The following is a 14,719-nucleotide window of genomic DNA, read 5'->3' on the forward strand; positions in this document are numbered from 1 at the left end:
GGTGGAATCCGGGTATTTTGCCAAAATCTGGAAGTCTTCTTCAGAGTTTCCTTAGCCAAAAGGATGACTTGCGCAGCAGGAACTTCCCTGTCCAGGAAGATATGTCTTTGCAGGTCAAACTGTGGCGGGCCGAACGTATTGGCTGGTGCATGTTTTTTCTGGTCGTGCTCGTGGCGTTGTTGGGCTTGCTCGGCACAGGCCCGTTGAGCAAGACGCAAGCCGTCTCGCCCAATGGAGAGCTGCGGATTCAATACGATCGATTCGATCGGAACGGCGCATCGAACGAGATGGTCGTGAAAGCGAAAGCGGATGAACAGGGAAAGGTCTGGCTCATCATCGACGGCGCGCTACTGCAGCGCTTTACCATCGAAGGCATACAACCAGAACCAGCCAATGCAGAGGGGTTCGGTGATGGAATGAGGCTTGAGCTCAAACCTGACTCCCAAGGCTGGGCAACCGCCTATTTCGCGTTGCGCGCGACGGGGATAGGACCCGTGAAAACAAACATTCGCTCTGGTGACCAGAGCGTAGAAGTTGGCCAGTTTATCTATCCATAAAGGGTTGGCAAAAAATGGATTCAGTCCTTCGTGCTGCAGTGATATATCTGGCCCTTCTTATCATCTTTCGAATCGCCGGTCGGCGTACACTTTCTGAAATCACAACATTCGACTTCGTGTTGCTTCTTGTCATTGGCGAGGCGACGCAACAGGCATTGCTGGGTGATGATTTCTCCGTGACCAATGCCATTGTGGTCATCGTCTCGCTGGTTGCGATGGACATAACCTTGTCTTTAATCAAGCGCCGTTCGCCCCGAGTCGCCAAAGTAATGGATGGCAACCCCATCATCATTGTTCAAGATGGCGAGGTCCTGAAAAGGCGAGCCGATAAGGCGCGCCTTGATAAATCCGATATTTTGGAAGCAGCTCGTAACTCGCACGGGCTTACCAGCCTCGACCAGATCAAGTTTGCAATTCTCGAGAAAAACGGACGAATATCGATTATTCCCGCAGGGCAAAGCTGACTTGCTCTAGGACAAATAACGGCTTCGCGGTTTGCAATCGATGCCAGGAAGAAAGTTGAGTGAACGGTTTATCTACCCGGAATCACACGAGCGCCCTCCCTTCGCAGTACCGCCCCAAGAAGCCGATTGGTTAACAATTTGCCGTATCGCTGGTGTGCGAGCGGTGACAGTAGCGTATGCCCGACGCATCATGCTGGGTATGACTTGCCGATAGTTGTGCCGCAGGAACAAGGAACCGACCTTCGCATGCTTCGTATCGCATCTGCCTCGTTGCTGGATTTCGCCGGGCTTACCTCACCCGGCAGGACGCGCGACCACAATGAAGACGCCCTGCTCTGCTGCCCGGCACTCGGTCTTTGGGCGGTGGCCGACGGTATGGGCGGCCACCAGTACGGCGAAATCGCCAGTACCTTGGCTTTGCAGGTCCTGGAACAGGCAGTGGGTTGGGGTGATTCGCTGGAGGCGGCTGTCCGTGCTGCCAACCGCGCCGTGTTCGACGCCGCAGCACAAGATGGCATGGGCACTACGGTCGTCGCGGCTCACTTCGATGGCGCCAGCTTCGAGCTCGCCTGGGTCGGCGACAGCCGCGCCTATCGTGTCACCGCAGACGATATCGTGCCGCTGAGCCGCGACCACAGCTGGGTGCAGGCGATGGTCGATGCTGGTGAACTGGACCCCGCCGATGCGCACAACCATCGCTGGAAAAACATCATCTTGCAGTGTCTGGGCCGCGACGAGGCCCTCGAGGTCGGCACTGTGAGCGGCATGCTACACGCCGACGAGCTGTTGCTGCTGTGCAGCGACGGCCTGACCAGTGAGCTCACCGATGCTCAGATCCATGCCCAGTGCACTGCCGCCGATACGCTCGAAACCCTGGTCGAGCAACTGATCGAGCAAGCAAACGCTGAAGGCGGACGCGACAATATCTCCTGCATCGTGATCGGCCGCACGATGCAGCCGCCAGCGACCGGATCACGGGGCCGGCGGCTCCTCCACAAACTATTTAAACCTCTCAAGTCGTAGAAGTAGAGCCGAAATTCATGACGGAACGGATGCTAGCGGTACCCGGCTATCGACTGCAAAAGCGCTTGGGCAAAGGCGGGATGGCCGAAGTCTATCTGGCGACTCAGCTATCGCTGGACAGAGAGGTAGCGGTCAAAGTATTGCTGCACACCGACGATGAAGCGTTCACCGAACGCTTCATCCAGGAAGGACATATTGTCGCCTCGCTGCGCCACCCTGCGATCATCACCATCCACGACATCGGCCAGATCGCCGATGGCCGCCATTACCTGGCGATGGAATACCTGGGTGGCGGCGACCTGGCGCAGCACCGTGGGACCGTACTGTCGCCGTCGCGCGCGCTGGACATCGTCCGCCAACTGGCTGGTGGCCTGGCGGTGGTGCACGACAACGGACTGGTTCACCGCGACGTGAAGCCCGCCAATATCCTCTTTCGCGACGACGGCAGCGTAGTGCTCACCGACTTCGGCGTGGCCAAGGCCGTCGAGCTGGATAACGAACTCACCCACTTCGGCATCGCCGTCGGCAGCCCGGCTTACAGCAGCCCGGAGCAGGCGCAATGCGAGCCGCTCGATGCACGCAGCGACATCTACAGCCTCGGCGTGATCCTCGCCGAGATGCTTACCGGTGCCAACCCGTTTCGCGCTGCCAGCTATCCGCAAACCGTCCTCAACCATGTACAGATGCCACCACCGCAATTGCCGCCGGCACTGGCCCCTTACCAGTCGCTACTCGAGCGCATGTTGGCTAAGCAACCGAAAGCACGCTTCACCGACTGCCGTGAGCTGTTGGCCGCCATCGATGCCCTCACCGAACCGGACATGGACCTGACCCGCGTCGCGCCGGCCATAACGATGAACCGATCGGCCAAACCACGCGCCGGCAGCGGTCGCATACGACACTGGATGGTCGCCTCCGCAGTGCTGCTGTTGACAGTCGCGATGGGGATCGGTGGTTTTCAGTGGTACCGGCATAGTCAGGTCAACGACTACTTGGACCGCGCCGAGCTGCGGCTGACCAACGGCAAACTGCTGACGCCCGCGTTTGATAACGCCGACTATTACTTTCGCGAGGCCTTGCGCCTGGATGCTGACAATGCCCAGGCCCTCGACGGTTTGAAACGAATCCTCGAGGCGCGCATCGCCGAGTACCTGGAGCTGGCCGCGCAACGCCTGGCCGATGACCAGTTGCTCGATCCAGCCGAGGACAGCGCCATCCACTACTACCGTCAGGTGATTGGCTGGGCGCCGGACAATACATCCGCGCTCGAGGGCCTACACCAAGTCGCCCAGCGCTATATAGTTCTCAGCGAAGCGGCTTACAGCGATCGCAAATATACCCAGGCGCTGGAGTATATCCACCGGGGGCTCGAAGCCGATCCGGGCAACGACACGCTGATCGCGCTGCGTGATAAACACTCTCGCCGGGTCGCCCAGGCCCGTGCGACCCAGCTGGCGGCAAGGGCTCCCGCCCCGCGCTCACCGAGCAGCGCACGGGTTTCAAGTCAGCCTCCCCAGGCGCCGAACAATCCGATCAAGCGTCTATGGAATCGGATCTTCAAGCAGTGACCCAAGGTGCGGACGTTAATCCGCGAGCCGAAGAAGCCTTTTAGCAAGGTAAACGTAAACATGCTCAGAATTCACTTCGTTGACAATCGTCAGGCCCCCGTCTGGCTTGCTGATGAACGCTTCGCCCTCGGTGCGGACACCGGAAACGACCTTGTGCTCGACGACGCAGGCATCGGCGCCTTTCACGCGGAGCTATATCAAGAGAACCGCTTCTATTACTTGACCGACCTTGGCACGCCAGGCGGCACTTACGTCAACGAAGAGAAGATTGGCGAGCGTTATCAGGTCCGCTCCGGCGACCGCGTGCGTCTGGGCACACTGGAACTGCAGATCGTCGACCCGGCCAAAGCAGGCGCCAGGAGCGGCGCAGCGCCGCGTTGGCTGCTGCAGGTGGTTCAGGGCGAAAATCAGGGCCACAAGTACCACATCACCGGCTCGATGACTTTTGGTCGTTCGATCAAGTGCGAGCTCTGCTTCAGCGATCCTGAATTGTCGCGCCGGCATGCGGAGTTCTATCTCAAAGGCGACACCCTCGAAGTGAAGGATCTGGCCTCGGCCAACGGCTTGAAAGTGAATCATCAGGCGGTCACTACCGCCGTGCTGCAACCCGGCGACCAAATACAGCTGGGCAGCACCACGCTGTTGGTCATAGGGCCGAAAATCGCCATGCCGGAAACCGTCGACGAAGACGCCACCGTCTTCATACGAGCCGCCGATCTACCTAACGCCGTCACAGCAAAACCGGCGGTGCCTCGACCGGCCAGTCCCAACCCGCTGCGTGCGGCCGCTATTCCCGGCGCTGGCGCAAAAGCGGCGCCGCCGGTTGCCACCGAAAGGCCCGCCTTGCGCCTGGGCCTGATGGTCGGCGGCCTGGTAATTGCCATCATTGCCGGCTTCGTTGTTCAACAGCTGCCGTAACCGTAAGGTCGGCGCGTGATGGACAGAGTGAGATATCAGCGGGACGGCAGCCCGATCGACTCAGCCAACGGCGCGCGCCGATCCCCGTGACTGCAACAGGTGAATCAACGAACAACGCATATTTGAATCATTCTCAATTACAGGCGTAAACTGATCGTGTTTCCAATGATCGACTCGGTGGCCAACCGCTGCCAGTCGGCGCTGTCGGGTTCGACACGATGCCTCAAAACTGCCACGACCTCATCGAGCTGCTGCACGTCGCCGCCAGAGCGCTCCCCGGACTGACGGGCGAGATCGGCCCGGCGGGCAATGACCAGCTACAGTGCGGAAGCACTGGCAACCAAGCGCGAGTGGCCGCTCTTCATGCCCACTGGCAGCACGCCTACCCAGAGGCCGGCGCTCATTATTGGTCGGCACGCAGCTGGTCCTTGCTGGTCTGGCAACCGGTCTATCTCAGCCTGCTCGCGGTTCATCTTTGCGCTCGGGCGCCCTCCCTGGCGCAGATGGGTCAATCGATGCGCGATGGCTTCATTTGCGGTTTCCGCCTGCCGGAACACCGCCCGTGCCGTGGCACTCAGTCCGATCTGATCGCCTGTGCCAGCAGCCATCTGCGCCGCTTCGTCGACGACCAGCTCACCGAATTCAACGGGGTAGCCTCGATCCACCCGAAAATGGCGCGGTTGCTGGTCGCCGACTGCTTGCGTGCAGCGTTACTGTTGGTGCAGCCGCGCGCATCGGTGACCAACGCCGCCTTGCACGAGATCGAGGCGCGCTGGCTGGAAGCCATGGCCTTGCCTGGCGGTGGCTCGCTGGTCGAGATATGCCTCAGCGATAGTCGCCAATGCCTGGCACTCGGCCGCAAGGTTTGCTGCCAACATTTTCGACGTGCCGATGGCGAGCCCTGCAGCAATTGCCCGAAACTCAAGCCAGAAGAGCGCACACGGCGCCTGCGTGAGGAGCTGATCGTCGCATGCTGAGCCTGCATGACATCCAGGTCCGCCGCGATGGCCGAATAATCCTGACGCTGGACCACTTGCAGCTCGCGGCGGGCCAGTTCACGGTAATTCTGGGACACAACGGATCGGGTAAGTCGACGCTGATGAACCTGATCGCGCGCCAATTCACACCCGATACGGGGCGCATCGCGCTAGACGGCAAGCCGCTCGAAGCCTACCGCCAACGCGACTTTGCCCGACGCGTCGCGTTCCTGCCGCAGCACCTACCGGAAGTAGCCGGCTTGACCGTTCGCGAGTTGGTACGCCTGGGGCGTTTTCCTTGGCGAGGGCTGCTCGGACGCTGGCAGGCCGAGGACAGCCGGGTGATCGAGTGGGCTCTGCGGCAAACCGACATCGCCCACTATGCCGATCACCTGGCCGACAGCCTATCCGGCGGCGAGCGGCAGCGGGCCTGGATCGCCATGCTCCTGGCCCAGGAATCACCGCTCTTGCTGCTCGACGAGCCGACTTCGGCCCTGGATCTTGCGCACCAGTATCAGTTGATGGCGCTGTTGCGTGAACTCAACCGTGAAACCGGCCGCGGCATCATCGCGATTCTGCACGACGTCAACTTGGCGACGCGCTATGCCGACCGCATCGTCGCACTGAAAGGGGGACGACTATTCTTCGACGGCACCGCCGAGCAACTGCTGTCCGGCGACCGCCTCAGTGCGCTGTACGAGATCGGTATCGAGCTGATCGATCAGCCCGGCCAAGGGCGCAAAATCGCCGTGGTGAGCTGAGTGGAAATGTCGCTGGCCCGCGCCGTTTTCGCCTGGGCTCAGCTGGGCCGAACCCAGACGCGCTATCTGCTGACATTGTTGGCGCTGCTGGCGATGGGTGCACTGCACCTGAACCTCGGGATGACCCAGTGGCCGCTTCACCGCTGGGCCCTGATGCCCCCTGTGGGCGACGATTTCGCCGCCTTGGAGTTTCATCTATCGGCACTGCCACGGATGGTCATGGCGTTGCTGGTAGGTGCGGCCATGGGGCTCGCCGGTAGTGTGTTGCAACAGCTGACACAGAATCGCCTGGCCTCCCCGATGACCCTTGGTGCGGCATCCGGCGCCTGGCTTGGTTTGACCAGCGCTACGCTGCTGTTTCCCGCATTCGCTGCCAGCCATGGCGAGTGGGCGGCGCTCGTCGGTTCTCTGGGAGCGGTCGGTCTCGCACTGCTGATTGCCGGTCGCCACGGCATCGCCGGCTTGCAGGTGATCCTCGCCGGCATGGCGCTGAATCTGCTACTGGGCGCGCTCGCTACCGGCATCCTGCTGATCCATAACCAGCAGACGCGAGGGCTGTTCATCTGGGGCGCAGGCGATCTGGGCCAGATCGACTGGCAATGGGTGGCCTGGCTGTGGCCGAAACTGCTGGTCGGGCTGTTGATCGTCGCCCTCGCCCCGCGCCCGCTCACCCTGCTCCAACTCGGCAGTACAGGCGCGCAGGCACGTGGTCTGACGTTGGGGCCGGTGATGCTGGCGCTGTTCGTAGCCTCGCTCTGGTTGACTGCCGCCTCGATTACTGCGGTGGGCCTGATCGGCTTCATCGGCCTGATCACTCCTAATCTTGCCCGCCTGTGTGGCGCGCGAACCTCTCGCGATGAGCTGCTCTACAGCACGCTACTGGGCATGTTTCTGTTGTTGGGTGCCGATGTGCTGGCACTGCTGGTGAATCACTGGACCGCCGAGCTGATCCCGAGCGGCGCGGCGGCGGCGCTCATCGGCGCGCCAGCCCTTCTATGGCTGTCACGCAGGCAACTGTCAGCCGAAGACCGACACGCCTTGGCGCTGCCGCCCGGCGCCGCCCGCCTGACTCGTCGACGCGGCTGGGTATTGGGGCTGACGGCCGTCGTGATCGTCCTGGCCAGTCTATGTCTGAATCGCGGCCCCGACGGCTGGGTTCTGGGCTGGCCCTCCCCACTGGTCTGGTCGTTGCGTTGGCCCAGAATGCTCACAGCAGTGACAGCAGGCTGTGGGCTTGCGGTCGCCGGGATGATGCTGCAGCGCTTGCTGCGTAATCCACTGGCCAGCCCCGACATCCTTGGCCTGACGGCAGGCGCGACGCTCGCGGTCATGGTGGCGCTGATGCTATTTGGCAGCGCGCTATTCTGGTTGATCGCCCCGCTGGCCGCCTTCGTTGGCAGCCTGCTGGTTCTCATACTGCTGTTGTTGCTCGGACGACGTCACCGCTATGCCCCGGCGGTCATGGTGCTGGTCGGGGTCTCGCTCGCGGCGCTGCTCAATACCGCCTTACAGATCGGCCTGACTCGCGGCTCCGCGGATGCCTTGGCACTGCTCGGCTGGCTGGCCGGATCGACTTACCGGGTCTCGGCCTGGCAATCGCTGATGATGAGCCTAGGGATCGTATTACTGACCGGCTTGAGCCTGATTTTCCATCGAGCACTGACGCTGATCTCGATCGGTGACGGGGTCGCCCTGAGCCGTGGCCTCGACGTGTCCTTCACCCGTGTGGCGCTCTTGCTGCTGGTATCGTTACTGTGTGCGCTGGTGACCAGCCTGCTGGGACCGGTCGCTTTCCTCGGCCTGCTGGCTCCGCACATGGCGGCAATGCTGGGTGCGCGCCGGGTTCTGCCGCAGGTGCTGCTATCCGCTGTGCTCGGCGCCATGCTGATGCTGGTCGCCGATTGGCTAGGCCGCACGCTCATGTTCCCCCTGGAAATTCCGGTGGGCATCGTCGCCTCGGTGGTATGCGGCAGCTATTTCATCTACCTACTGACACGGCAGCGTTCGTCGTGAACATCGTTCGCCGCGTGCTATTGACGCTAATCTGCCTGCTCGGCGGCCAGCCCACCGCTCAGGCCGCAGAACCACGTATCGCGGCACTGAGCTGGGAACCGGTGGAGCATCTGCTAAAGCTCGGCGTCGAGCCGGTCGCGGTGGCCGATGCCGACGATTACCGCGCCTGGGTAGTGCGCCCGAAACTGCCCACATCGGCGATTGACGTCGGTACGCGCACCGAGCCGAACCTGGAGCTGCTGGCGCAGCTGAATCTGGATCTGATTCTGATCACGCCGCTGCTCGAAGACTTGCGCCCCAAACTTGAGCGCATCGCGCCGGTAGTGTCGTTCGGTGACTTCACCCAGGAGCGCGACAACCTTGTAATGCAGCGGGACAACTACCTGGAGCTCGCGCATCTTCTGGGCCGCACGGCCCGTGCACAGGCGCAGTTGACAGCGATGGAGGCGCATATTGCCGAGATGCGTGGGCGACTGCTCGCACATTTCGGTGGCGAACTTCCTGCTCTGTCGGTCGTCCGGTTTACTTCGCCAACGACTGTTCTCGTTTTCGGCCCGAACTCCATGCCGCAGCACGCGATGCAACTGCTCGGCCTGCGACCTGCCCATTCGGTGCCGGTTAGTCGCTGGGGCAGCGTGCAGTTACCAGTAATGGTGCTGGGCCAGATCGAGGACGGAGCCGTGCTGCATATCGAACCCTTTCCCCGTCAGGATCGTCTGTTCGGCAGTCGGTTGTGGCAAGCGATGCCCTTCGTCCGGCAACAGCGCTTCGCCGATATGCGATCGACCTGGACCCACGGCGGCGTGTTCTGCGTCGAGTATCTGGCCGAGTCCATCACCGAGGCGCTACTCAGCCTGCCTTCTTCCCGTTGAGAAAGCCCATCCACGCTTGCAAACAGTGGATGGGCTGCTCGTTCAGTACTTCCAGCTCAGCGTCACGGTCGCATTGCGCGGCGCGGCGTAATAGGACTGCTCCCAATAGAGACTGGTCAGGTACTTCTCGTCGAACAGGTTGTTGACGTTGAGCGCGACGTTGAAGTGCCGGTCGATGTCGTAGCTGGCCATGGCGTTGACCACCGCATAGGCATCCTGGCGGCTGACGATCGTCTCACCGGCAGCAGTGGTGCTCTGCTCGCGGAAAATATCGTCCTGCCAGATCATGCTGCCGCCGACCTTCAGGCCCTGCACCTGTGGCATTTGGTAGGTGGTGCTCAGGTAAAGGAAGTTGCGGGGCGTATAAGTGCGCGCCTTGCGCCCCTCAGCGTCTTCAAGGGAAAACAAGTGCGTCAGGCCAGAACTGACTTCCCAATTGGGCGTCAACTGCCCGGCAATGTTCAGCTCGTAGCCCTTGGAAATCGTATCCACCGGGACGTAATAGGAAACCCCCACCGAAGGATCGAAGCCACCATATTCCGGCGTGTTCTCCTGCTCCGTTCGGAACGCTGCGAAACTGGCATTCAAGCGCCCGTCGAACCACTCACCCTTCATGCCGCCCTCGACACTGTCGCCCTCGATCGGATCCAGCAATTGCAGAGACGAGCCGACCAGATACTGCGGGCTGAAGATCTTGGTATAGCTGGCATAAGTCGAGTAGTGATCGTTGAAGTCGTAGGTGGCGCCGACATAGGGCGTGGTCTTCGACTCGCTGAACGCGTGCGGATCGCTGAGCTGATAGCCATCGCTGTCCAGTCGCGTATGGCTGGCACCGGCAATTAGCTTGAGCCGGTCGGTCACGCTGAAATGCCCGGCGCTATAAACGCTGCGCCGATAAGTGGTGTAGTCGCTTTCGCTGGTCAGGCCGTTGTTGAACCCTGGGCGCGGGAAGTCGCCGTCGAACACGCCAACTGGCGGTAGGGGAATACCGAAGGCATCGTCGTACGAAGTCCAGCGGGTGTTGCTGCGTGACCAGTTAGCGCCAACCACTACCTCATGCGTGCGCCCGAACAGCGCGAACGGGCCCTTGAGATAGGCGTCGCCAAGCAGCTGGCGCTCCATGCGATCGTACTTGGAAGCGTAGGTGGTCAGCCCCAGCCCGGTCTGCGCATTGGGCACGCCGGTGGCAAGGAATTGCTCGGCGTCGCCACTGATTTCGCGGTAGTTAAGCGACAACTTGCTTTGCCAGCCACCACCCCACCAGGTGTTCAGTTCGGCGAAAACCTGCTTGTCATCAGTGTCCCAGTAAGCCCAGTCCGGTGCGCTGCTGTGCGAGCGACTGTAGTCGATTTCCCCTCCCTCGCTGTCGTACAGCGACAGCGCGCCCCACATGATTCCATCCGCCCGGTTGCGCTGCTCGGAGTAACCGATGATGGCCGTGTTGTTGGCGTTCAGATCCGCCTCGAGCATGCCGGAAAATACCGTCTTGTTCAGCGAATAGCGATCCAGGTAGGAATTGCCATCCTGCTTCGCCACCAATGCCCGGCCCCGCACGTTGCCGGCATCGTTGAGCGGCCCGGAGACGTCCAGCTCGGCACGGCCGGTGTCCCACGAACCGTAGCTGAGCGACGTCTCGGCCTGGAAATCGCGTGTTGGCCGCTTGCGCACGAAGTTGATGGTCGCCGCCGGGTTGCCCGGATTGGCGGTCAAGCCATTAGCGCCCTTGAGCACTTCCACGTGGTCATACAGAAAGGTGTCGATGTCGCCCATCTGCTCCTGAGAGGTGAACGGCTGCCCCAGGCCATCGATCTGGAAGTTGGACACGTCGAAGCCGCGGACCGAGTAGTAGGTGCGGTCGGTTTCCACGCGCTGGACGTTCACCCCGCCGGCCTGTAGCAAGTCGGTGGTGCTGTTGAGGTTGAAATCATCGATTTGCTGCCGCGTTACGGTGACCGAGGTTTGCGGGGTCTCGCGTGGAGACAGGTCGAGCTTGGTCGCGGTGCTGGTGGCGCCGATGGTGTAGGAGTCGCCCTGCTCGGTGACGCGAGGAACCGCTTCGCGCTCGGCGGTGATGTCCACCGGCTCGAGTACTAGCTGGCCATTTTCATCGATCTGCGTGCGCTCGGCGGCCAGCGTCAGCGGCGTCGCCAGCCAGGTAACAGGCGCGAGGCAGAGGGCTAAAGTCAACGTAGAAAAAGAGGGGGTTACCTGCCGCGCGTTTCGGTGGCGCACTGGCGCAATGTCGTGGGTATTGTTCATGGGATTGACGTCTTGTTGTTGAAAGGGGTCGGTTGAGGTCAGCGATCGAAAAGCTCAGGTCATGGATTCCGTTCCTGTGGTTGTGGTGGGTGCTAGCGATTCGTCACGCTGGTTTCGCATCGAGCGCCGGCCCCATGACCGAGCGATACCAGCCATGGAAATGCTGCATGCCTTCTTCGAGGGGAATCTGGTAGGGCCCACTGTCGTCGACCCCGCGCTGATACAGCGCCCGGCGTCCGGCATCGGTGCGCTCGGCGATTTCGTCATCCTCAAGCGCGGTTTCCATGTAGGCAGCGCGGTGCGCTTCGACGAGTTCGCGGTTGGATTCGCGTAATGCGGCGGGGTAATAGAACTCGATGACGTTGAGCGTCTCGTGCACGCCCTTGGGGTAAACCGTGGACAGCACAAGCGCGTGCGGAAATACCTCGATCATGTGGGTGGGGTAATAGCTGGCCCAGATCGCGCCGAAGGGCGGCGAGCTACCACCGTGATAGGCCATCAGGCCCTCGTGCCAGGTCCGATACGCATCGGTGCCGGCGCGCGCCAAGTTCGAGCTCACGTTGATCCGCTGCAGGCTGAACCAATCGCCGTAGCTCCAGCTCAGCCCACCGCTGTTCACGTAGCGACGTAGCCCGGGGTGAAAAGAGGCGATGTGGTAGTCGTCGTTGTAGATCTCGAGGAAGGTCTTCCAATTGCATTTACAGGAATGCATCTCGACGTGGTCGAGTTCGTAATCGCGGAAATCCATTTCCGGTCGATCAAAAAGGCCGCCGATATCATTGGCCGGGTCGCGCTCGCCTTCGAAGAGAAAGCCCGCCACGTTGAATAGTGGGTAACGCGGCAGATTGCGGCAGGGCCGTTCAGGGAATTTCGGAGCGCCGACGATCAGACCCTGGCTGTCATAGGTCCAGGCATGCAGCGGGCAGAGAATGCGGTTGCCAGTGGCGCGTAGATTGCCGCGGCGGATAGCCGTTTCTGGCGTGCCGGCACTGAAGTCGCCGAGCATCAGCGCCTGACGATGACGGCAGACATTGGAAATCAGCTCCACGCCATGTTCGTTGCGCACGAGGATGCGGGCATGATCTTCGTGAGGCAAGGCGAACCAGTCGCCTGGCTCGGGCACCATTTTTTCGTGACCAATGTAGCGGGCACTGCGACGGAAGATCAGCGCCTGCTCCCGCTCATAAATGGCCGGATCACAGTAACCACGGATCGGTAGCTGCGGCGCGGGCGCCAGCTCGGGCGAGCTCTCGACCCGCCGAGCGGTCCGATTGGGATTGAACATGCAGATGCTCCTTACGCCGGGCCGTCCGGCATCTTCGAGGCAATCCGGGACGTCGCCGGAAGGTTTCGCAAGGCATACGAACCCCTTCCCCGCCTGGCGACGCCATGGGGTTCAACGTTTGGCCCCCGCTGGGGGCCGATACATGCAACGTGCTAGTGCTGAAGCACACCCTCTCCGCTTTGTGCGGCTCCTCGGCGGGATGGCGCGAAAGGCGCCACCGGGTTTTCCAGCGGCTCGGCCATGATCAGGCTGCTGGCGGGGTTGGCCAGGTCCACCATTTGCAGGTTGTTTTTCAGCTGCAGGCGGTTGAGGCACGAATGCAGGAAAGTCGGCGCGAAGAAGTCGTAGCGATCGAAGCGATGCTGTAGTTCGTGGTGCGCGTGTTGATAGTCGATGACCGACTCGGCGACGGTGCGCCAGAACTCCGTCTCGGTCATGCAACCGTTCTCATCGAGGATCTGGCTCATGTGGCGGAACACTCCGTCGAACACATCGATGAAGATGCCGAGAATCTTGTAGTCCTCCGGCACGTCTACCGCGAGCCGTTCGAGCCCCTGGGGCATTTGGGCATCCTTGTCGAGGATGGCCGATTCCTCGGCGATATCCTTCATGAATACCCGCGTGGGCACGTGCCCCTCGAGTACCAGAATGAGGTTCTCGCCATGTGGCATGAACACCAGATGGTGGGCGTAGAAACAGTGGATCAACGGCTGCAGGAACGCTTTGAGGTACTGCTGCAGCCATTGAACGGGGGCCAGCCCCGAACGTCGCATCAGCTCGGGCAGCAGGGCGCTCCCCTCGGGGTCGACGTGCAGTAGCGCGGCCATGGTCATCAGCCGCTCGCCAGAACGCAGGCGACTCATTGGACTTTCGCGCCACAGCGCGGACAGCATCTTCTTGTAGGGACTGTCCTGCTCCAGCGCCGCTTCGTAATAGCGGTTGCGATAATCCACCGAGGCCACCTCGCGCAGGATGCCGAAGCCATAGTCACGGAGCACCGGATCGCTGGAGATGAGTCGATCTAGATAGGCATTGATCGCCGGGGTACCCGCCATGTAGTAAGGCGACAGCCCCCGCATGAAGCCCATGTTCAGTACCGATAACGACGTTTTAACGTAGCAGCGGTGCGGCTGGGACTGGTTGAAGTAGGTCCGGACCGATTGCTGCGCGACGTACTGGTCCTCACTGGTACCGAGCGCGACGATTTTCCGCATGGCGATGTCAGCGGAGAACATGATGCTGAGCTTGTTGAACCACTGCCAGGGATGGGTCGGCATGAACAGGTAGTCCGCCGGATCCAGCCCCTGTTCGGCGAGCTGACCGCGGAAGGCGATGAGCTGCGGATCACCTAGTTCTTCTCGTAAAAGCGCCTCGTGATCCAGCTCGGGGACGGAAGCGAAGTGGGCGTTATCCTTGTGTACGGCCAGCCAGACGATGCTGAACCGCGCGCCGGTTTCTGGCGCGTAGTTGTGATAGTCGATGGCATCGAAGCCCAGCCTGCCATTGTTCGCGACGAAACCGGGATGGCCCTCGATCATCGCCGCTTCAAGCGTCTGGTAATCGGCATCCGCAAGTTCGGCACTGCTCAGGGCCGAGCGTCCATGCTTGTAGGCCGCACCGAAGAGCGTGCTGCTGATCTCGTCCAGATAGACCGGCAGTTTGTCGGCTGGGATGCCGAGGGTGTGCTTGAAGTCGTTGACGAAGGTCAGCGCATCGAGGTCCTCGCGCACTTGCCCGTCGCAGCGACATTCAATACTCGCGGGATCCACATGCCAGTGACGCAACGCCAGCGTGCGCGCCTCGAAACGATACAGGCAGCCCTGGGTGTCGGCCTGCAGTTCATAACAAGCCCAGCCTGCACGGGCGGAATCCGCGACTCGATGAGGAGTGAATACTTGCTCATGGGCGAACTCGGCGATGGCTTTACGCACCAACAGGCGATTGACCTTGCGCCACACCTGAGGGCTCAGATGGGTGACGGCTGAGGCGGGGCTTTCCAGGCACGGGGTCGGCATCATGGGG

At 61.4% G+C, this 14,719-nt stretch carries 12 protein-coding genes; 9 read left to right on the forward strand and 3 right to left on the reverse strand.

The genetic code is table 11. The features are described from left to right. From AC2LD7_RS10945 to AC2LD7_RS10985, 9 genes are all read left to right on the forward strand, one after another. The coding region (locus AC2LD7_RS10945) for a hypothetical protein (protein ID WP_484597760.1) at positions 1 to 557 on the forward strand (557 nt) is incomplete at its 5' end. 14 nt (positions 558 to 571) lie between these two features. Next, positions 572 to 1,021 (forward strand): DUF421 domain-containing protein, encoded by a 450-nt coding sequence (locus AC2LD7_RS10950; RefSeq protein WP_484597761.1) that lies wholly within the window; start codon positions 572 to 574, stop codon positions 1,019 to 1,021. A gap of 246 nt (positions 1,022 to 1,267) precedes the next feature. Beyond that, on the forward strand, positions 1,268 to 2,044 hold the full coding sequence (locus AC2LD7_RS10955; RefSeq protein WP_484597762.1) for a PP2C family protein-serine/threonine phosphatase: 777 nt from the start codon (positions 1,268 to 1,270) through the stop codon (positions 2,042 to 2,044). Between the two features lie 17 nt (positions 2,045 to 2,061). After that, the gene (locus AC2LD7_RS10960) at positions 2,062 to 3,612 is read left to right on the forward strand and encodes a serine/threonine-protein kinase (protein ID WP_484597763.1); all 1,551 of its coding nucleotides are present in this window, start codon (positions 2,062 to 2,064) and stop codon (positions 3,610 to 3,612) included. A 60-nt stretch (positions 3,613 to 3,672) separates the two neighbouring features. Continuing rightward, positions 3,673 to 4,530, forward strand: coding sequence for an FHA domain-containing protein (locus tag AC2LD7_RS10965; RefSeq protein ID WP_484597764.1), 858 nt, complete (start codon positions 3,673 to 3,675; stop codon positions 4,528 to 4,530). A 218-nt stretch (positions 4,531 to 4,748) separates the two neighbouring features. Next, complete coding sequence (locus tag AC2LD7_RS10970) at positions 4,749 to 5,507, forward strand: siderophore ferric iron reductase (RefSeq protein ID WP_484597765.1); 759 nt, start codon at positions 4,749 to 4,751, stop codon at positions 5,505 to 5,507. After that, entirely contained in the window at positions 5,501 to 6,268 is a 768-nt protein-coding gene (locus AC2LD7_RS10975) for an ABC transporter ATP-binding protein (RefSeq protein WP_484597766.1), read from the forward strand. Before AC2LD7_RS10970 ends, AC2LD7_RS10975 begins: the two co-directional genes overlap by 7 nt. Before the next feature lie 6 nt (positions 6,269 to 6,274). Beyond that, a complete protein-coding gene (fhuB, locus tag AC2LD7_RS10980) occupies positions 6,275 to 8,281 on the forward strand; it encodes a Fe(3+)-hydroxamate ABC transporter permease FhuB (RefSeq protein WP_484597767.1) in 2,007 nt (668 codons plus the stop codon). Continuing rightward, the gene (locus AC2LD7_RS10985) at positions 8,278 to 9,153 is read left to right on the forward strand and encodes an ABC transporter substrate-binding protein (protein WP_484597768.1); all 876 of its coding nucleotides are present in this window, start codon (positions 8,278 to 8,280) and stop codon (positions 9,151 to 9,153) included. The genes fhuB and AC2LD7_RS10985 overlap by 4 nt, the downstream gene beginning before the upstream one ends. A 42-nt stretch (positions 9,154 to 9,195) precedes the next feature. Here the strand turns inward: AC2LD7_RS10985 and AC2LD7_RS10990 are convergent, their stop codons facing one another. The 3 genes from AC2LD7_RS10990 to AC2LD7_RS11000 form a co-directional block, all read right to left on the reverse strand. Then, positions 9,196 to 11,412: a TonB-dependent siderophore receptor gene (locus AC2LD7_RS10990; RefSeq protein WP_484597769.1), complete on the reverse strand. Its 2,217-nt coding sequence runs from the start codon at positions 11,410 to 11,412 to the stop codon at positions 9,196 to 9,198. A gap of 103 nt (positions 11,413 to 11,515) precedes the next feature. Then, entirely contained in the window at positions 11,516 to 12,697 is a 1,182-nt protein-coding gene (locus AC2LD7_RS10995) for an aromatic ring-hydroxylating oxygenase subunit alpha (protein ID WP_484597770.1), read from the reverse strand. A gap of 152 nt (positions 12,698 to 12,849) precedes the next feature. Beyond that, complete coding sequence (locus AC2LD7_RS11000) at positions 12,850 to 14,715, reverse strand: IucA/IucC family protein (RefSeq protein ID WP_484597771.1); 1,866 nt, start codon at positions 14,713 to 14,715, stop codon at positions 12,850 to 12,852. Positions 14,716 to 14,719 lie beyond the last annotated feature (4 nt).

It is taken from the genome of Stutzerimonas sp. (genome assembly GCF_982611455.1).